Origin of the sequence: Chryseobacterium sp. AG844 (assembly GCF_003182335.1) — a bacterium.
Lineage (GTDB): Bacteria > Bacteroidota > Bacteroidia > Flavobacteriales > Weeksellaceae > Chryseobacterium > Chryseobacterium cupriresistens.
The window spans coordinates 117,212-137,811 of sequence record NZ_QGTV01000009.1 but is presented as its reverse complement, the minus strand read 5'-3'; the positions used below and the strand labels follow the sequence as shown (position 1 = coordinate 137,811).

Annotated in this window: 18 protein-coding genes; 11 read left to right on the top strand and 7 right to left on the bottom strand. The window is 37.0% G+C overall.

Translation table 11 applies throughout. The annotated features are described in order from the left end of the window. Positions 1–145: 145 nt before the first annotated feature. From DEU40_RS11245 to serS, 11 genes are all read left to right on the top strand, one after another. On the top strand, positions 146–2,299 hold the full coding sequence (locus DEU40_RS11245) for a SurA N-terminal domain-containing protein (RefSeq protein WP_110009920.1): 2,154 nt from the start codon (positions 146–148) through the stop codon (positions 2,297–2,299). Between the two features lie 128 nt (positions 2,300–2,427). Further along, on the top strand, positions 2,428–3,378 hold the full coding sequence (locus DEU40_RS11240; protein ID WP_110009919.1) for an MlaD family protein: 951 nt from the start codon (positions 2,428–2,430) through the stop codon (positions 3,376–3,378). Positions 3,379–3,386: 8 nt separating this feature from the next. Continuing rightward, positions 3,387–4,724, top strand: a complete 1,338-nt coding sequence (locus DEU40_RS11235; RefSeq protein WP_110009918.1) for a (Fe-S)-binding protein — start codon at positions 3,387–3,389, stop codon at positions 4,722–4,724. A 79-nt stretch (positions 4,725–4,803) separates the two neighbouring features. Next, positions 4,804–5,589, top strand: coding sequence for a (Fe-S)-binding protein (locus DEU40_RS11230; RefSeq protein WP_062676022.1), 786 nt, complete (start codon positions 4,804–4,806; stop codon positions 5,587–5,589). A gap of 20 nt (positions 5,590–5,609) precedes the next feature. Then, positions 5,610–6,746: a hypothetical protein gene (locus tag DEU40_RS11225; RefSeq protein ID WP_110009917.1), complete on the top strand. Its 1,137-nt coding sequence runs from the start codon at positions 5,610–5,612 to the stop codon at positions 6,744–6,746. 86 nt (positions 6,747–6,832) lie between these two features. Next, positions 6,833–7,321 (top strand): hypothetical protein, encoded by a 489-nt coding sequence (locus tag DEU40_RS11220; RefSeq protein ID WP_110009916.1) that lies wholly within the window; start codon positions 6,833–6,835, stop codon positions 7,319–7,321. Between the two features lie 98 nt (positions 7,322–7,419). Next, the gene (locus DEU40_RS11215) at positions 7,420–8,553 is read left to right on the top strand and encodes a glycosyltransferase (RefSeq protein ID WP_110009915.1); all 1,134 of its coding nucleotides are present in this window, start codon (positions 7,420–7,422) and stop codon (positions 8,551–8,553) included. A 5-nt stretch (positions 8,554–8,558) separates the two neighbouring features. After that, positions 8,559–9,812, top strand: coding sequence for a polysaccharide biosynthesis C-terminal domain-containing protein (locus tag DEU40_RS11210; protein ID WP_110009914.1), 1,254 nt, complete (start codon positions 8,559–8,561; stop codon positions 9,810–9,812). A 66-nt stretch (positions 9,813–9,878) separates the two neighbouring features. Further along, a complete protein-coding gene (gene asnB, locus DEU40_RS11205; protein WP_110009913.1) occupies positions 9,879–11,777 on the top strand; it encodes an asparagine synthase (glutamine-hydrolyzing) in 1,899 nt (632 codons plus the stop codon). Positions 11,778–11,815: 38 nt separating this feature from the next. After that, entirely contained in the window at positions 11,816–12,334 is a 519-nt protein-coding gene (locus DEU40_RS11200; protein WP_110009912.1) for a hypothetical protein, read from the top strand. Positions 12,335–12,399: 65 nt separating this feature from the next. Beyond that, positions 12,400–13,668, top strand: coding sequence for a serine--tRNA ligase (gene serS / locus DEU40_RS11195; RefSeq protein WP_110009911.1), 1,269 nt, complete (start codon positions 12,400–12,402; stop codon positions 13,666–13,668). A gap of 55 nt (positions 13,669–13,723) precedes the next feature. Here serS and DEU40_RS11190 read toward each other — a convergent pair whose 3' ends face one another. From DEU40_RS11190 to ccoN, 7 genes are all read right to left on the bottom strand, one after another. Further along, on the bottom strand, positions 13,724–14,461 hold the full coding sequence (locus DEU40_RS11190) for a hypothetical protein (RefSeq protein ID WP_110009910.1): 738 nt from the start codon (positions 14,459–14,461) through the stop codon (positions 13,724–13,726). Between the two features lie 19 nt (positions 14,462–14,480). After that, a complete protein-coding gene (locus DEU40_RS11185; RefSeq protein WP_110009909.1) occupies positions 14,481–15,206 on the bottom strand; it encodes a sulfite exporter TauE/SafE family protein in 726 nt (241 codons plus the stop codon). Further along, positions 15,197–15,649, bottom strand: coding sequence for a FixH family protein (locus tag DEU40_RS11180; RefSeq protein WP_110009908.1), 453 nt, complete (start codon positions 15,647–15,649; stop codon positions 15,197–15,199). Before DEU40_RS11180 ends, DEU40_RS11185 begins: the two co-directional genes overlap by 10 nt. Before the next feature lie 10 nt (positions 15,650–15,659). Next, positions 15,660–17,114 carry a cytochrome c oxidase accessory protein CcoG gene (gene ccoG, locus DEU40_RS11175; protein ID WP_110009907.1) on the bottom strand — a complete coding sequence of 485 codons (1,455 nt, stop codon included), beginning with the start codon at positions 17,112–17,114 and terminating at the stop codon, positions 15,660–15,662. A 94-nt stretch (positions 17,115–17,208) separates the two neighbouring features. Beyond that, a complete protein-coding gene (locus DEU40_RS11170) occupies positions 17,209–18,090 on the bottom strand; it encodes a cbb3-type cytochrome c oxidase N-terminal domain-containing protein (protein WP_110009906.1) in 882 nt (293 codons plus the stop codon). A 10-nt stretch (positions 18,091–18,100) separates the two neighbouring features. Continuing rightward, on the bottom strand, positions 18,101–18,301 hold the full coding sequence (locus DEU40_RS11165; RefSeq protein ID WP_002983870.1) for a cbb3-type cytochrome oxidase subunit 3: 201 nt from the start codon (positions 18,299–18,301) through the stop codon (positions 18,101–18,103). A gap of 22 nt (positions 18,302–18,323) precedes the next feature. Continuing rightward, positions 18,324–20,585 carry a cytochrome-c oxidase, cbb3-type subunit I gene (gene ccoN / locus DEU40_RS11160; protein ID WP_110009905.1) on the bottom strand — a complete coding sequence of 754 codons (2,262 nt, stop codon included), beginning with the start codon at positions 20,583–20,585 and terminating at the stop codon, positions 18,324–18,326. Between the last annotated feature and the right edge of the window lie 15 nt (positions 20,586–20,600).

Genomic DNA, 20,600 nt, shown 5'->3' with positions numbered 1-20,600 from the left:
CCATTTGTTTTTTACTTAAAAATACGGTCAAAATTTCCTTTTTCAGATAATCTTTGCATTAAAAATCAAAATAAAGCAGTTCTGTTTCTGTAATTTCTTAAAAATGTGTATTTTCGCAAACTGATAAAAAACTATAATTTATAAAATGGCAATTTTAGGACAGATTAGGAGTAAGCCTTGGCTTTTAATGGGAGTAATAGCCTTAGCGCTTTTGGCGTTCCTGGTGAACCCCGATAGTATCGACAAGGTTTTTGGTAAGAATCCTGATGTTTTAGGAAAAGTAAACGGTGAGAAAATCACCCGCGAAGAGTTCAATGATCAGCTTTTCGTGCTGCAGCAGCAGGCTGAACAGCAAGGTCGTCCGAAAAACGGTCTTGAAGAGCAGGCTTGGCAGTTACTTGTACAATCTAAACTTATCAAACAACAGTTTGAGAAACTGGGCTTTGAAATGACTGATGATTATTTCTGGAATCAGATCCAGTACGATCAGATGTTTGCTCAGAATCAACAGTTCTTTGATGAGAAAGGTAACTTTAAAACTCAAGAGCTTAAAAAAGAAATTGAAACATTACAAAACACCAATCCTCAGGGATATACTCAATGGTTGAAAACAAGAAAGACAATCGAGTACAGACTAATGGCGAGACAGGTGTTTACCAATATTTCAGCAGGGATTACTACAGGTAAGAAAGAAGCTGAAGAATTGATGAAGCAGAGAGATCAGCTTGCAGATATCGACTTTGTAAAAGTAGATTACGCAGCTTATCTTCAAAAAACAAAGATCAATGTTACCACACAGGATCTTGCTGATTACATCAAGAAGCACCCTGTAATGTTCAAAGCTGAGCCAAGCAGAAATCTCGGTATTGTATTTTTTCCATCTAAACCTAGTGCGGCAGATGATGCAGCAGCTCTGAAAGAAATTACAAAATTATATTCAGGAGGTACGGATGCTAGTGGAGGAACTGAAAACTTCCAGAATACTAAAAACGATTCTATGTTTGTAGCAGCAAATTCTGATGCACCATTCAATCCTCAGTATCTGAATCCTGCACAATTGCCTCCAACAATCAAAGATCAGATCACAACAGCAGCTGTAGGTCAGACTTTTGGTCCTTATAAAGAACAAGATGTATATGTAGTATCTAAATTGGTAGGTAAAAGACCTTCAGATTCTACTTTATCAAGACATATCCTTATTGCATTCAAAGGAAGCCCTGCAGGTGAAGGGGTAACAAGAACCAAAGAGCAGGCTAAGAAATTGGCAGACTCTATCGGAGCTATTGTAAAAGCTACTCCAGCTAAATTTACAGACTTCCTTAAACTTTCAAGTGATCCGAATTCTGCAGCTCAGGGAGGTAGCCTTGGATGGACAACGCCAGAGACGCCTTTTGTTCCTGAATTCCTTACTTATCTTGCAAACAATCCTAAAGGAGCTACAGGGGTAGTAGAAACACAATTCGGTTACCATATCATCAATATTGAAGATAAAAAATCAGGATCAATGGGGTATAAAGTTGCTAACCTTGTGAAAGCGATCAAACCATCAGATGCTACTGAGGCTGAAACAGACAAAAACTCAAGAAAATTCATTCAGCAGGTTCAGGGGAAATCTTTCAACGATTTTGTGAACATTGCTAAAAAAGGAAACTACCAGTTCTCTAATCCGAAGGCAGCAAAAAGATTTGAAGGTCAGCTTCAGGGCTTAGGTACTGAAAAAGATGCTGATATCCTTACCTGGGCTTTTGATAAGAAAAGATCAAAAGGAGATACTGAATTATTTACAGTAGATGGAACAGGTGATAAAATTGTAGTGTATCTGAACGGAAAACAGGAGGCAGGTCTTGCTGATCCTGAATCTGTAAGAGACCAGATCGAAGTTATCGTTAAAAATAAATTGGCAGCAAAACAAATTTCTGATAAAATTGCAGCAGCAAAAGCTTCCAGCTTAGATCAGATTGCTAAATTATTTGCAGCTCCGAAACAATCAGCTCAGGTGAACCTATTGAATCCTTCAGTAGCAGGTGCTATGGAACCTAAAGTTGCCGGTGCAGCGTTCGGTGTTGCAAAAGGTAAACTTTCTAACCCGGTTGAAGGTGGAACAGGAGTTTATGTTCTGATCAAAAAATCAGAAACTGTAAACAAGCAGCCTGGAGATCTTAAGCAGTTTACAGAGTCTCTTACTCAGAGAAATGCAGGAATGTTCGGACAGGCCTGGATGAAGAGCCTTCAGTACAATGCAGATATCGAAGATTACAGAATCGAGATCTGGAACAAGCTGGGGAATCAGCAACAATAAGAAATTCATTTCAATGATATAAAAAGCGGCAAAATTTTTTGTCGCTTTTTTTGTATTTATGGCAGAATAATAAAGGAAAAGATTTATTTAAAATGTATTATATTTGCTTATTAGAAAAAAATTAGCAAGTGAAGTTCAGTAAAGAATTAAAAGCTGGTGTGATTGCACTTCTAGCTATCGTAGGCTTTGTGGTGTTGTTTCAGTTTATGAAAGGGAAAAGCCTTTTTACTACCGACAATATATTTTACGCAAAATATGACAATGTAGAAGGTCTGGCGCAGTCTGCGGCAGTTTCTATTAATGGTCTGAAAGTAGGGCAGGTAGATAAGATTATTCCTATCACCTCAAAAGATGGAAAAATTAATTTTGTCGTAAAAGTTACCGTCGACAATAAATTCGAATTTTCAAAAAACTCATCATTGGAGATCTTTGAGCCGGGATTAATGTCTGGTAAAGAAATGAGAGTAAACCTTATGTATGGCGGGCCTACTGCAAAAGACGGTGACACTTTAAAAGGTGCTTTTAAGCTGGGAACGCTGGGAAGTCTTTCTTCGCAGGTAGGTCCGGTAAAAGATCAGCTACAGGTGGTTTTACATAGAGTAGACTCTTTAATGGCGAATGCCAATCAGGTTTTTGATGCTCAGAACAGAGCTGAAATAAAAGCTTTACTAGCCAACCTTAATAAAACAGTAGGAGCATTACAATCCACAGCAGGAAGTGTAAATACGCTTGTAGGACACAATGATCCAAAACTGCAAAAGGTGCTGGATGATGCAAGCCTTACTATGCAAAGCGGAAAAGTAACACTGGATAAATATGGGAATCTGGCTCAGAGCATCGATACTAAACAGTTGAATGCAACGATTGCCAATCTGGATGCTACAGTAGGAAAATTGAATCAGGTGATTGGAGGTATTGATAAAGGAGAAGGAAGTTTAGGTAAACTGATGAAGGACGATCAACTGTACAACAACCTGAATTCAGCTTCTTCCAATCTGAATACATTAATCGAAGATATGAAAGCGAATCCGAAGAGATATATCAATTTCTCGGTTTTCGGTAAAAATAACAAAGACTAATACGCCTTATGCAGTACATCGATAACATTATTTTCCTGATTTTATTAGTAGCCGGGTTCGGGCTGTTTGCCAAAAGCCTGCAGAAGATCTACAGAAATATCAGGCTGGGTCGTGAAATCAATAGAAGTGACAGAAAATCTGAACGCTGGAGTATCATGGCTAATGTGGCCATGGGACAGAGTAAGATGGTAAAACGTCCTATCGCAGGAATTTTACACATTTTTGTCTATGTTGGTTTTATCATCATTAATATTGAACTCATTGAAATAATTGTTGATGGACTGTTTGGTACTCACCGTTTTCTGGCTTCGGTTCTGGGACACGGATTCTACAGCTTCTTTACAGCTACATTAGAAGTGCTTGCACTTCTGGTTGTAATAGGTGTAGTTATATTTTTCATCAGAAGAAACTTTTATGGGGTTAAAAGATTAACAATGAAGGAGCTTTTCGGATGGCCGAAAGAAGATGCCAACTGGATTCTTATCATCGAATTTGCCCTGATGATGGCTTTCTTTAAAATGAATGCCTCAGATTTTATTTTGCAGTCAAGAGGAGTTTTACCAGTACATGGAAGTTTCCCGATCAGTGAAATGACATTGGTTCCGTTTTTGGAAGTCTTCAATTTTGATAACGGATTTTTGATGTTCACAGAGAAAGCAGCCTGGTGGTTCCACTTTGTAGGGATTCTTTTCTTCATGAATTATCTTTATTATTCAAAGCATTTACATATTATTCTTGCATTTCCAAGTACATGGTATGCCAATCTTGAGAAAAAAGGGAAATTCAACAATCTTGAATCTGTAACAAAGGAGATCAAACTAATGATGGATCCTAATGCAGATCCTTACGCAGCACCAGCTGAAGGAGCTGAAGCCGACGTTCCTTCCAAATTTGGGGCAGAAGATATTTTTGATCTGAACCAGGTACAATTGCTGAATGCCTATTCGTGTACAGAATGTGGACGTTGTACTTCCGTTTGCCCGGCTAATATTACTGGTAAAAAACTTTCTCCGAGATTGATCCTGATGAAGACCAGAGACCGATTGGAAGAAGTAGGACGAAACATCGATAAGAACGGAAAATTCGTAGATGACGGTAAAAAGTTGTTGAACGATTATATTACAAAAGAAGAACTTTGGGCCTGTACCACTTGTAATGCATGTACAGAAGCCTGTCCGGTATTGCTTGACCCGCTTTCCATTATTTTTGAAATGAGAAGATTCCTGGTGATGGAACAGTCTGCTGCTCCACAGGAACTGAACCTGATGATGACCAATGTGGAAAACAACGCAGCCCCTTGGCAGTACAATCAGGCAGACCGTCTGAACTGGGCAAACGAAAATTAATGTAACAATGTAAATAATGTAACGATGTAACAATCATTGGTAAACTGTTACATTGGTATATTGATAAATTTGATTTAGAATGGATTTCACTATAAAAACAATGGCAGAATATGCTGCCGAAGGAAAAGCCCCTGAAGTTTTATTTTGGGTTGGATGTGCGGGAAGTTTTGATGACCGTGCCAAAAAAATTACAAAAGCATTCTGTAAGATATTAAACAAAATAGGCGTTGAATTTGCTGTTCTGGGTCAGGAAGAAAGCTGTACCGGAGACCCTGCAAAAAGAGCCGGAAACGAATTCGTTTTCCAGATGATGGCGCTTACCAATATCGAAGTATTGAATGCTTACGAAGTAAAGAAAATCGTAACGGCTTGTCCGCATTGTTTCAATACCCTGAAGAATGAATATCCCAGCCTGGGAGGGCACTTTGAAGTAGTTCACCATACTCAGTTCCTTAAAACTTTAATGGAGGAAGGAAGACTGAAAATTGAAGGAGGTGCATTCAGAGGGAAAAAAATTACCTTCCATGATCCATGTTATTTAGGACGTGCCAATGACGAATATGAAGCGCCAAGAATGCTTCTGGAGAAACTGGACGCTGAGCTTGTAGAAATGAAACGCTGCAAGACCAACGGACTTTGCTGTGGAGCAGGTGGTGCGCAGATGTTTAAAGAACCTGAAAAAGGAAAGAAAGACATCAATATTGAAAGAACAGAAGAAGCATTATCTTTTGAACCTAAGGTAATTGCAACGGGATGTCCTTTCTGTAACACCATGATGACGGATGGAGTAAAACATTTTAATAAAAATACTGAGGTAGCCGTAAAAGATATCGTAGAACTTCTTGCTGAAGCAGAAGACTTATAATTGTAATCTTATACAGGCTTATGAAGCGGGAATGGAGACTCTCCTTTTTGTTTATCATTTCGGTACTTGCTCTTCTTACATTCTGGAATTATCAGAACAGAGTATATGACTGGGATATGCCGGGCTATATGGGATGTATGTATACTTCCGAGTTCCCGAATTCTCCTGATAAAGTCCGAATCCTGACCTATGAGGAAATCAAGAAAGAGGCTCCAGCAGAACACTATACAGACATCATCGGAATAAAGCAATGGGATATTCCCAGGCAGTATTTCGTTAAAAATACACAATCTTTTATAGAACAATTACCCTATTTTCAGATCAAAGTAGGGTATATTCTTGTGATAACTCTTTTTTACAAACTAGGGTTTACAGCGCCAATGGCCGTATTATTTACCAGTCTTATTTCTTACTTTTTTTCAGGAATATTATTATTTTATATTCTGAAACTCCTGTTTCCAAAGAAATACTGGCTTGCGGTACTATTAACGATTGCCACCATGCTTTTACCACCAATGACTTATATGTCGAGGGTTTCTACACCTGATATGTTTATTTTCCAGTTTATGCTGATCTTTATGATTGGCTTAATCAAAAAATGGAATAAATGGGGAATGTTTGCGCTATTATTTGGTATTACTTTTATTCGGCCAGATTATATTACATTTACCCTGACTTATATTATGTCTGTTTTCTTTTTTCATTATTTCCGGGAAAAGAAAATTGATATTTCTTTTATTGCACAGGGAATCGTACTTCTTGCCATGTATCTCGCCATCATTAAGTTTTATCATTATCCCGGATGGAAAGATCTGTTTTATGATACTTTTATTGACAGAAGACCTATTATTTCTACACATCCTATTGATGTCAGTTTAAAAGACTATCTGAGTATTATTTATATTAAAATCATTTATTTTAAAAAAGTCACTTTATCACTGGCTATTATGATCGGAGTGATCTTCTGGCGCTCTAAAGATGCATGGGTGAGAATAATTTCGGTTCTTTTCCTGGTGAATGTTTATATAAAATTCTTTTTCTTTCCGCAGTCGGCAGCTTTAAGGTTCTTCTTTCCTTTTATCTTTCCGGTTTTCATTATGATGCTCTATGTACTGAGTAAAAAATACAATGATCTTAAACTCGGGAAAATTACGTAATTTTGTCTTTACAATGATAGGAGCATTCAATGGTAAGTAAAATAAAGATTGATTGTTTAATATCTTGAAAAATAAATATTTACATTATGAAAATCGAAGAATCTAATATTGTAGAAACCAACGACTACAGAGTCATTATATATCCGGCTTCAAGACCTTTTGAAACAAGAGAAGCTAAAGCTATTACTGAAAAACTATTTGATTTCCTTGCAACGTGGGCTGCTCATGGAAAACCACTTTCTTCTTCCTTTAAAATTGAAAAGAATCAGTTTATCATCGTATGTGTGGATGAAGAAAAAGAAATGGCTTCAGGATGCAGCATTGATGCATTAGGAAAGGTAATGAGAGAAATTGACGAAGAATATCAGCTAGGCCTTTTCGACAGGATGAAAGCAAGTTTTGTGGAGAATGGTGAAGTGAAAACGTTAAAATTAATAGACTTTAAAACGAAGCTGAGAAACGGAGAACTTGCAGAAGATATTCAGGTTTTTGACTTCTCTAAAAATACGTATCTGGACTTTTTAAGCCACTTCCTTCTTCCTTTGGAGAAGAGCTGGGCGGCTTCTATAAAATAATAGCTGTTAAGCTGATACAAAAGAATAATCATAAAGTGGAAAATATATTTCCACTTTTTTGTTTTAATGTATATTTGTATAGATTCGAGCAGTGACTAATGCCTAAAGTACTTTTTTTAACGACTTCCCACAGCTATAATGATGACCGCATTTTTTATCATCAGGCAAAAGCTCTTAGAGATAATGGGTATGAAATAAAAATATGCAGTTTATATGCAGAGTATAAAGGTTTTATTGATGGGATACAAATAGAATCTTTTGCTGTTCTTGAAGAAAGTATAAAAACGAAAATGGAAACTTTCAGTAAAGTTTGTGATACTTTTCATCCGGATGGTATCATTTGCTCTGAACCATTGGCTGTTGTGGCAGTAAAGAAGTTTGTAAAAGAACACAGGATAAGCTGTATCTATGATGTTACAGAATGGTATCCTTCCATGTCAATGCTTCAAAATTATCGCTTTCCTGCTAAAATTTTTCAGGCGGTGAAATTTACTCTTATTCAGCTGTATGCAGGGTTTCTAAGTACACATTTTATTTTTGGTGAAACCACCAAGAAATTCCCTTTGGCCTATTTTTTTGGATTTAAAAAACAAATGATTCTGCCTTATTATCCGGCTTCTGTTTATATTAATGAAAGTATAAAAGAACTCACTCCGGGAAGCATCACATTATGTTACACGGGTCAGATTTCCAAAGATAAAGGAATTGAAAATTTCTTTAAGGCCGTAGACCTTCTCCGTCAAAAAGTTCCTGATCTTCATATTAAAATCCTGATCATAGGAGCAGCAATACACGAAAGTGATGATGTGTATTTTAGAACATTAGTAAAGGACTATTCTTTTGAAAATATAGATATTATAAAACCTACTGGTTTTGAGTATTTTACAGAAGCGTTTACAGAAGCTGACCTTTGTTTTGATCTTCGGGAAATTAATTTTGAAAACAATCATTCGCTGCCGATAAAACTGTTTTATTTTATGGGAGCAGGAAAACCTGTGATTTATTCAGATTTGAAAGGGATCAGGGAGCATATGGGAGAGCTTTCGTTTGGAAGTCTTGTTGATCCTCATGATGCAGAAGCAATCTCGGATATTATCATCAATTATATCAGGAATCCGGAGCTCTATCGATCCCATACTCTCAATGCACGAAAAGAATTTAAAGAAAAATATAACTGGGAACTTATAAAAGATAACTTCGTTGATTTTGTAAAAAAATCTATTGATCCATAATCACCATGCAGCTTACTATCATTAAAACCTTTGTCTCACGCTTTCTTATTCTGATCCTCAGCTTCGGGCTGGTGATCTATTCAACGAATATGTGGGGAAGTGAGGGGAAAGGAACCATTTCTATTGTGGTGGCCAATGCAGCAGCAGTAAGTTTTTTCAGCAATATCTTTTCCGGAAGCAGTGCTTCGTATTTTGCCTCAAGGTTTAAAATAGAAAAGGTTTTATTGTATGCCTATCTGTGGTCTCTCCTGACGGGTCTTCTAATTCCTTTTTTATTCAGTATTGCTTCTATTCAGGGTGAATATCTCCTGTACCTTATCGGAATTTCCGTTTTTTCTTCACTTTTATCTACTAATATCAGCTTGTTTATTGGAACACAGGATATTAAAAGGTTCAATATGTATACTGTTTTGCAGCAGCTTGTACATATTGTATTTATTGGAATATTGGTTTATCTGTTCGGAAAGAAAGATGTTTCCGTATACTTTCTCGCCCAGATTATATGTCTTGCACTTCTTTTTCTTACCAGCTTTTTCCAGATCATTAAAAAATGCAATATATCCCAGATATCATTCTGTAAAGAGGTAGGCAGGAACATGTTTGAATACGGCTGGAAGACCCAGCTGAGTGCTTTTGTGCAGTTTTTGAATTACAGGCTTTCGTTTTATTTTTTAGAACATTTTGAAGGTTTAGCGAGTGTAGGGATATTTTCCATCGGGGTTACTTTCTCAGAAGCGATATGGACCATTACCCGCAGTATTGCTGTGATTTTATACTCAGATGTAGTCAATAGTAAAAGCAGTGAAGAATCTATAGGGAAAACCAAAGAATCCTTAAAACTGACCTTTTTTCTGATGATAGGTTTTGTGCTGGGAATCATAATCATACCCTCTCAGGTTTACGAGATGATCTTCGGGAAAGAGTTCAGAGATACCAAAGAAATAATGCTTCTTTTATCACCGGGAATTTTTGCCATTGCGGTAAGTGATATGGTTGGGCATTACTTTTCAGGAATGAGAGATTTAAAAATTCTCAATATCAAATCGATTGTAGGGCTAGTGGTTACAGTGGTACTCTCTTTCATTGCAATACCGAAATGGGGAATTATCGGAGCTTGTATAGCAACTACATCATCTTACTTTGTTTCGGCCTTCCTGTTGTTCAGGAAATTTTATAGGTCTACTCCGTTTATTTTGAAAGACTATATGGTTTCAAAACGGGAAATACAGCTTTTAAAAAAGAAATTTTTGAAGAAATAATTATTTCCGGCACACCCATAAAATAAAGTCATTTTCCTATTTTTACAAATCTATTACCTCTTTACTATGTGCGGAATCAGCGGTTATTATTCATTTCATAAAAGTATTTCCTCAACAAATATTCTGGAAATGAATCAGGCGATCAGACACCGCGGGCCGGATGATGAAGGATTCTGGCTGTATAATGCCAATGAAGGAATTTCTTTTTCAGGGAATGATTCCACCCAAAAAATCAAAGAGCAGTTTCCGGTTTTAAAAGAGGGGAACTATGATATTGCTTTAGGTTTCCGTAGATTATCCATCATTGATCTGTCCGAAAAAGGCCATCAGCCTATGCTTTCACAGAATGAGCAGATTATTATTACATTTAACGGAGAGATTTATAATTTTAAAAAATTAAGAAAAGAACTTGAGTCTTTGGGATATTCTTTCCATAGCAGTTCTGATACTGAAGTTATTCTCAAAGCCTATCAGGAGTGGGGAAATTCTGCCTTTGCAAAATTAGATGGAATGTTTGCCATCTGTATTGTTGATCTTTCCGGTCAGAAAATTATATTAGCAAGAGATAGAGTTGGGATGAAGCCTCTTTTTTACCATCAAAACGAGCAGGGATTGGTTTGGGCATCAGAAATAAAATCATTGCTGAAGAATGAGCTGGTAAAGCCTGAAATCAACTGGGACGGAGTTTATACCAATTTTCTTTTTCAGACAACATTAGCTCCACAAACCTGTTTTCAGCATATTTTATCCCTTGAACCAGCTTCCATCATGACTGTTGATTTAAACAATCAGAACATCACTAAAGAAAAATTCTGGAATCTACCTTCAACGTCTCAAAAAAATATTTCAGAGGAAGAAGCTGTAAGAACAATAGATGAACTGCTTTCTGAAAATATTTCTGAACAGTTATATGCAGATGTTCCTGTCGCAGTAATGATGAGCGGAGGTATTGATTCTACTTTAATTGCTTCAAAATCAAAATCTTTTAATACCAATATTAATACATACACCATATCTTATCCGTTTTCTGAAGAAGAGGTGAAGAATGCATCTATAGCTGCTAAACATTTTGGTGTTTCGCATGCGGTGAAAGCAGTGAGTGACGAAGAAGCGCTGGAAGACCTTAAAGAAAATATCCAGCACTTTGAAGAACCTTACAGCAGCTTCGAAGTCTTGATCAATGCTGCAAAATATGCACATGATCAGAATTTTAAAGTCGTATTAAGCGGAAATGGCGCTGATGAACTTTTTGCCGGTTATTCTCATACACTGAAGCTGAACAGATGGCTTCTGATGAGGCATTTTAATTTTGTAAGCTCTTTAATATTTACGAAGGATAAATTTTCACAACGGGTAAAAAACTACTTTTCCCAGGATCATATGTTTGATTTTTTCAGGCAGAGCCAGATCAGTATGAGACCGCTGGAAATTAAAAGCCTTATAACCCCGGATATTTATAGTAAAATAGATTTACATCTTTCAAAATACCACCTTTCAGAAGCAAAAAACTATGTGGGATATTTTGAATATGACATGAAATATTCACTATCCTCCCACCATGTTTTCCGGGATGATCTGAGTGCGATGAAATACAGCGTAGAATTTCGTTATCCCTATTTAAGCAACAGTTTAATAGACTATGTAGCATCACTTCCTGGAAACATCAGATTTAATGGAATTCAGAATAAACCTCTATTGCGTAAAACAGCAGAGAATTATCTTCCTCAGGGAGTTTTGAATATGCCCAAAAAAGGATTTTCATTTCCTGTCAATTATTTCATTAAAAACGAAAAAAGAGTAAGAGAATTTATTACTGAAAATCTTGAAAGTTTAAAAAAGAGAAACTTCTTTAATGCTGCGGTGATTGATGATTGGTGGAATCACCAGGAACATGAGTATGACTGGGTAAAAATCTGGCAGCTGGTTACTTTTGAGTTGTGGTATCAGAAATATTTTGAAAAATAAAGAAGGAGCCTAAAGATTAATATTTTACCTTTGTATTTATGATGAAATATTTTTGGTGTATACTTGTAGCGGTTTTTGCACTGATCAGTTGTAAAAGTGATGATGATTCTTTGCAGAGAATAGATCAGTTAATGAATATCTATGTCAGGAACAGTGCTGGTCAGGATTTGCTGAACAGTAAGAAAACAGGATCTTTTACAGGGTATTCTGTGAATGATATTTTTGGGACTAAAGATATTGCTCCGATCAACATTTCATTGAAAATGACTACAGATTCATTATTTTATATGGAATATCTGGCTGGAGCCAAAAGAAGAAGACTGGATTCCATCAGCCCTGATAATCCCGGAACAGGAACCTCCTATTATTCCCGAATGAAGATTACGTATACAAAAAGCACAAATGCAAGCGATAATGTGATTGATACTTTGGAAATTCAGTATCGCAATACCCCAACGGTATTCCAGGTTTCAAAAGTTCTGTATAACAGAGTTCCGGTATTTTCAAAAGAGGCCAATGCACCAACTTCGATAAATACTGTCACGGTCACAAAATAATTTTTAAATTTGTACAACAGTTAGCTGATTATAGGCTAATATCTAATATTTAACATCTAAATAAAATGTTACAAGTCAATTTTTTGCGCGACAACAAAGAACGCGTTTTAGAAGGTCTTAAGAAAAGACAATTCAAAAATCTTGAGTTGGTAGACGAGGCTATCGCTGCCGATGACGAAAGAAAAAGAATCCAGTTTGAACTAGATTCCCAGCTTTCCGAAATCAACAAAATTTCGAAAGAAATCGGTCTTTTGATGAAAGAAGGAAAAAAAGAAGAAGCGGAATCTGCAAAGTCTAAAACAGCACAATACAAAGAGTCGAGCTCAGAATTGAAATCCCAGTTAGAAGGTAAAGAAAACGACTTACTGAATATTCTGTATCAGCTTCCCAACATTCCAAATGAATTGGTAAAGAGTGGTGCTTCTGCGGATGATAACGAAATCATTTTCCAGTCTCATCCGGTAGAAGGTCTTGGTGAAGGAGCAATCCCTCACTGGGAACTGGCAAAAAAATACAACCTTATCGACTTTGAACTAGGAGTAAAAATTGCCGGAGCCGGTTTCCCTGTTTATTTAGGAAAAGGAGCAAGATTACAAAGAGCTTTGGTTCAGTATTTCTTAGATAAAAATGTGGAAAAAGGATACACAGAAGTGAACCCTCCTCACGTTGTGAATGAGGCATCCGGTTTTGGAACCGGACAGCTGCCGGATAAAGAAGGACAGATGTATTATATTAATGAAGATAAATTATATTTGATCCCTACGGCGGAAGTTCCTGTAACAAACCTTTATCGTGATGTATTACTTGATGAGAAAGATCTTCCGATTAAGAATACAGCATTCTCTCAGTGCTACAGAAGAGAAGCGGGAAGCTACGGAGCTCATGTAAGAGGTCTGAACCGTCTTCACCAGTTTGAAAAAGTAGAGATCGTAAGAATTGAGAAACCAGAAAATTCTTATGCTGTGCTGGAAGAAATGGTAGAACACATCAAAGAAATTCTTACAGATCTTGAACTTCCGTTCAGAGTATTAAGACTTTGTGGAGGTGATACAGGTTTTGCATCTGCCATGACTTATGACTTTGAAGTTTGGAGTGCCGCACAGGAAATGTGGCTGGAAGTAAGTTCAGTGTCTAACTTTGAAACATTCCAGGCCAACAGATTGAAATGCCGTTATAAAGGTGATGGGAAATCTCAGCTGGTTCACACCCTGAACGGATCTGCAATGGCTTTACCTAGAATTATGGCTGCATTGCTGGAGAATAACCAGACACCGGAAGGAATTAAGCTTCCTAAGAAGGTTGCGGAATATGCAAGATTTGATTTGATCAACTAAATTAATCTATTTTTAGTAATAATAAAAAGACCACCATAATCCGGTGGTCTTTGTTTTATTCAGTAACGATGATAATCTTCTTATCAGCGTTTTTGAGTTTTGTATCATTATCGTAAATAGCTTTCAGATCATATTCTATTCTTATGGAATGATCATCAATCTGTGTTACCCAGTCATGTTTACCTGAAATTGATTGTATTTTATTTTCAAACTTTAAGGTAGTACCGATCTTTTTGAAAAACATTACCATCATACCTGCTACTTTCTCAGCTTCTTCCTTTGAGCTTTTGGTTTTGATAGCTTCTTCAATATTTTTAAGATTAAAATTATCTGTATTAATTGTTAAAGTCTTTCCGTCCCAATTATTGTAAATATTCTGATCCAGAGGAATTTTTTCAGTTTTCGTGAAGTTTTTCAAAGCCTGATAGTCTTCCGGAGTAAAATGCTCTATTTTGAAAGAAAATCCAGCCAGCTTTTGATCTTCCTTTGTTGATTTCATGAAGACCTTTTTCATAATCCGAATCGAATCCGGATTTTCGGTTTTCAATTTTCCTTCCTGTTTGGCAAGATCATACATACTTGTCCAGGCAATCGGAAGCTTATCCATTTCCCCGAATTCTTTCTGCTTTAAGGAATCCGGTGTCATTGCCATCATTTCCGACATAAATTCTTTTGTATCGATATCGGTGACAGAAGTGGAAGCGGCATCTTTGTGATAAACAATTTCAGAATTCACACTGCAGGACTGCAATGTGAAAAGGCCTATCAGAAATAAGACAATAATTTTCTTCATGGTTGATTTAAAATACGGATTAATGACAGTTAACAGCTCCATTTGGATCTTTCATAATCGTCATAGCTTCTGCTTTCGGAGAAACATATGGAATTCCCAGCTCAAGACCTCTCAGAATGAATAATCCTCCCAGAATAATCATGATTACCGGAACTGCTTTTAAAACTTTTACTCTGAAGGCCTGATTCATGAGATTTCCGGCCAGAACAATAGCGAACATGAACGGAAGGGTTCCCAGCCCAAATAAAGCCATATATAAAGCTCCCTGCCATATTCCTCCGCCTGCAAGACTGGCTGTAAGTGCCATATACACCATTCCGCATGGTAAAAAGCCATTTAATAGACCTGTTGTAAATCTCGAACGGTAATCCGCTTTCTGAAGTAATTTTCCTAAATTCATTTTTACACTGTACAGAAACTTGGATAGGAAAGGAATTTTTGAAGCAAAATCTTTTCCACCAAATGAAAATACAGCCATAATGATCAGAAGAACCCCGGCAGTAATGGTAAGATATTTCTGGAAGCCTGCCATTTCAAATCCCTGCCCGATAATCCCCAGAAGAGCACCTAATAATGAGTAGGTGAAAATTCTTCCGAATTGGTAGGTAAGGTTTTGAAGATAGAAATTGGCAGCCTGTTTTTTGGTTAATCCCATCGATAAAGCAATAGGTCCGCACATTCCGATACAGTGAAAACCGGAAGCAAATCCTAAAGCAATAGCCGATACAATAAGTCCTATTTCCATATCACGTCATAATCCATTCGGTAGTCTGTTTTATCTTTTGTCCAGCTTAATCTTAACGTATAGTTTCCTACTTTCAATACCTGCGCAGGAATGGTGAAAGACTGGCTGGCATCAAGCTGTACAGATTTTTTAATGTCTAAATTCTGGTCGTCGGTTCTGTTTAAAACAAATTTTACCGTAGTATTTGAATTATTATATTCTTTTGGAAAAGTGATTGTAATGCCTTTGGTATTCTGGCTGTATACAGGTTTTTCCTGCAGGTCATCTGCTTTTTTCTTAGCATCAATCACATCCTGATACTTCAATTCTTCTTCGTAATAATTATCGGTTACCATTTCAGAATTCTTCTGTCCGTTCGGGAAAAGAAACATCATGGATAATATAAAAACTATAAATGCTAATAATGCAATTACAACACCGTGTCCCCAACTAAAGTTTTTCATTCTTTTCTAATTAAAATTGCAGTTTAAAAGGTCCTTCAAAATAAGTCTGGTATGAATCAATCAGTTTACCTTTCATATCGTAAACACCAATTGTTATATTCTGTTTAGAGAGTTTCATATCATTTTCCGGGAAGCTGATATTGATGGTTCCCTTGGAAATTTTATCTCTGTCTACCTGAATCTTACTTGATGCACTATATGTAATTTCACCATGTGCCGGATCTATCACTTTGATGGTAACGATTTTTTTCTCGTTCGTTTTATTAAGGAAGGTATAATTATAAGTATTGGTAATTTTACCGTCTCTCACAAAGAATGTACTTCCCGCAGGTTTAATGAATTTAGCCTCCATCTCACCACGGCTGTAAAGAAGATATCCTAAGAATCCTACAAGAAGGAACAGGAATATAGAGAACCCTTTCATTCTTCCTGTAAATTTAAATTGAGTTTCTTTTTCAATCTCGTTTTCAGAAGCATAACGGATCAGTCCTTTCGGAAGGCCAACTTTTTCCATTACTTCATCGCAGGCATCAATACATGCTGTACAGTTGATACATTCCAGCTGTTGCCCGTCTCTGATGTCAATTCCGGTAGGACATACCACAACACACTGGTGGCAGTCGATACAATCACCTTTTCCTGCAGCTTTACGATCTTCGCCCTTTCTCCATTTTGCTCTGTTTTCTCCTCTTTTGAAGTCATAGAAAACATTGATGGTATCTTTATCGATCAATACACCCTGAAGTCTTCCGTAAGGACAAACCAATGTACAAACCTGCTCTCTGAACCACGCAAATACAAAGTAAAATGCTGCGGTAAGAAGTATCATTACAATAAAATTGGTAGGATGTGCAAATGGCCCTTCCCCAACTATTTTAAATACTTCTTCATATCCTACGATATACATAAACATAAAGTGGGTAATAATGAGTGAAATGATGACATAAATAGTCCATTTCAAACTTCTTTTCCAGATCTTCTCACTGTTCCACTCCTGTCTGTCCAGCTTCATCTGCTTATTTCGGTCTCCTTCAATCAGGTATTCGATTTTACGGAATATCGATTCCATAAAAATTGTCTGAGGGCAGATCCACCCGCAGAAAATTCTTCCGAACGCAATCGTAAAAACAATAATAAAGATCAAAGAGGCAATAGCACCTAAAGTAAGGATAAAAAAGTCCTGTGGATAGAAAGGCTGTCCAAAAATGAAAAACTCTCTGTCTATTACATTAAACATCAGCAATGGGTTACCATTGATTTTGATAAACGGTAATGTAAAATAAATAATTAATAGTAAATAACTTACAATATTTCTATAGTTGGTGTACTTTCCTTTAGGTTTTCTTGGAAAGACCCATTTTCTTTTTCCGGATTGCTCCATTGTCCCTATAGAATCTCTGTAAGTCTCAGGGTCCAGAACCTGTCCCTGTCCGCCGCGTACTTCTATATCTTCTATGTCTGACATATATAATAGGTTTTAAAAAAGAAAAAACATAATTCGTTACTATTTTAATCTAATAACAAATTATGTTTTTTTCATATGTTTCTAATTTTTTAAATTATTCTTTTTCCCAATGCGCTTCAGTTCCTTGAGGAGCTGCTCCTCCCTGAGCCGGAGTCACTGGTGGTTGTTCCTGGTTGATGTGATATACATAAGCTGCAATCTTCTCAATCTCTGCACCTGAAACTTCTCCATTTTTACCGAATGCTCTCATGGCAGGGTTAGTAGGAGAACCATTCCAGTCCATATGGAACACGTTTTTGAATAACGTTTTCTCAGGCTGGTTGATCCAATAGTTATCAGTAAGGTTAGGTCCGATACCTCCACTACCGTCTTCTTTGTGACAAGATGCACAGTTTGTTTTGAATAATTCTTTACCTTCTGCAATGTTATCAGCTGAATACTTAGCTGTTTCAATCGTTACAGGAGGCTGAGATTTCTGATATTCTTCAATACTTGCCAACTGCTCTTTATATTCTTTTTCATATTCGCTTAACGGGTGAGCGAAGTCTGTGAAAGAGTAAGCTGCAATATATACAATACAAAAAGCGGTCCCAAAATAGAATAAACCTACCCACCATTTCGGTAATTGGTTATCCAGCTCCATGATTCCGTCGAAACCGTGGTCGATAAGGATATCCTTTTCTTCAGAAGCAGATTGCTTTTTGAATGCACTTTGGTACAATCTTTTGAAATAAGGAACTTTCTTTTCAGCTAAATAAGCTGCCTTTTCTTCAGGAGATAATTTCTTGAATTTGTTGTTTTCGATAAGGTCTCCGATAGCTCCATGAATGTAAGACAGGATACCAGCGATCACAACAGTTCCCCAGAAGTAAGGTGAAGAAAGGAACGCGTAGCTCTGTACAAATAAATAATAAAAAACTATTAAAAGTCCGATTATTATTAAGATGTTTATAACAACAGGTGTTCTTTGTTTCATAAAAAATAGTTTAATTTTTTAAATTAAAATCGTCATCTTCATCATCCCCAAGAGGTGCCTCTTCTTCTTCTTTGTAATATTTTTTAGGTCTGCTAAAAACATAGATTACTAAAGCTATGAAGAACAGCATAAAGAAAATCAGAGCCAGTGTCTGGTAGAAGCCAGCATTTTCAGTATTGGATAATATATCTTTAAAGTTCTGAGGAATCATAGTATGAACTTTTTAATGTTTTTTAGTTATTACTTGCTGTTTTGATTTCAGTTGTTTTGATATCTGTACCTAATCTCTGAAGATAAGAAATAAGAGCTACAATTTCTTTTTTCTCTAGTTCTCCCTGAGGTCTCTTAGCATAAGCCTGCTTAAGGTCATTAGCTTCAGAGAAGATATCTTTCACAATTTTTGCCGATTGGTTGTTAGCCCATTTGTCTGCAGAATCGATTTCAGCCTTAGTATAAGGTACATCAAACACATTCTTCATCAGTTTCATTTTGTCCACCATCTTGGTTCTGTCTAAGTCAGTAGCAATTAACCAAGGGTAACGTGGCATGATAGAACCAGCAGAAGTAGATCTTGGGTTATACATGTGTTTGTAGTGCCAAGAACTTGGGTTTTTACCACCTTCTCTATGCAAATCCGGTCCTGTTCTCTTGGAACCCCATAGGAATGGTCTGTCGTATACGAATTCTCCAGCTTTGGAGTATTGTCCGTTTTTACCGTTGAATCTTGTAATCTCATCTCTGAACGGTCTGATCATCTGAGAGTGACAAGCGTTACATCCTTCACGGATATAAATATCTCTACCTTCAAGTTCCAGCGGTGAATAAGGCTTCACTGCAGAAATCGTAGGTACACTTTTCTTAAGAGATAGTGTAGGGATAATTTCAATTGAACTACCGATAGATATCGTGATGAAAGATAAGATACCTAATAATACCGGAGTTCTTTCCAGCCAAAGGTGAGTACCTTCTCCTTCTTTTCTGTTTTTACTGATGTTTGCCAACGCAGGAGCTTCAGCAGGAACTTCTTTCTGGAATGATCCTTTTCTTACTGTAGCGATTACGTTTATAATCATCAGGATAGATCCTGAGATATAGAATAGACCTCCTACGAATCTCATTTTGAAGTAAGGAATAATTGCAGTTACCGTATCCAGCCAGTTTTTCCATAATAATGTTCCGTCCGGGTTGAATTGCTTCCACATTAATCCTTGTGTAAATCCTGAAATATACATTGGAACTGCATAGAAAATGATTCCTAAAGTACCTAACCAGAAATGCCAGTTAGCTAATTTTACAGACCAAAGTTTTGTTCTCCACATGATTGGTACCAGGTAATAGATAACCCCGAATGCCATGAAACCATTCCATCCAAGAGCTCCTAAGTGTACGTGACCGATAACCCAGTCTGTAAAGTGACCAATTTTGTTGATGTTTTTAGTTGCCAAAAGCGGTCCTTCAAACGTTGCCATACCATAACAGGTAACAGCTACTACGAAGAACTTAAGGATAGGATTTTCTCTTACTTTATCCCAAGCTCCTCTCAGCGTAAGAAGACCATTTAACATACCTCCCCATGATGGTGCAATAAGCATGATAGAGAAACCTGTTCCTACCGCCTGAGCCCAAGCCGGAAGAGCTGTATACTGAAGGTGGTGAGGACCAGCCCAGATATATACGAAAATTAATGACCAGAAGTGAATAATAGACAGTTTATAAGAGAATACCGGTCTGTCTGCAGCCTTCGGAAGGAAGTAATACATTAAACCAAGAACCGGAGTTGTCAATACGAATGCAACCGCATTGTGTCCATACCACCACTGTACAATAGCATCTTTTACCCCTGCATATGCTGAATAAGATTTCCAGCCCGTGAAAGATAAAGGTACTTCAAGGTTGTTGAAGATGTGAAGCATTGCTACTGCAATCCAGGTACCGATGTAGAACCAGATGGCTACGTAAAGGTGTCTCACTCTTCTCTTTGAAATAGTCAGGAACATATTGATACCAAAAATGATCCATGAGAATGCGATCAATATGTCGATCGGCCACTCGTGTTCAGCATATTCCTTAGAGGTATTGATCCCCATAAAGAAGGTAATGAACGTAGCAACGATCATAAACTGCCAGGTCCAGAAATGTAGCCAAGACAAGGTGTCACTGTACATTCTTGTTTTTAATAATCTTTGCAATGAGTAATAAATACCCGTGTAAACGATGTTACAAACGAATGCAAAGATTACGGTATTGGTGTGCAGCATTCTGATTCTACCAAAACCAAATGCACCATGAGTGTTTATTAACCCTTCAATATTACCCGATGCCAAACTTTTAATGGTTGTGTCATCTGTCCCGAAAAAGAATTCAGGTAATTCAGGGTAGAAAAGCATTAATGCCGCCGTAAGCCCGAACGTAAATCCAATGAGACCGAAAACTAAGGTCGCATAAAGGAACGCACGGACAATACTATTGTCATAACTAAACTTCTGTGTTTCCATATCAACTATTCACTA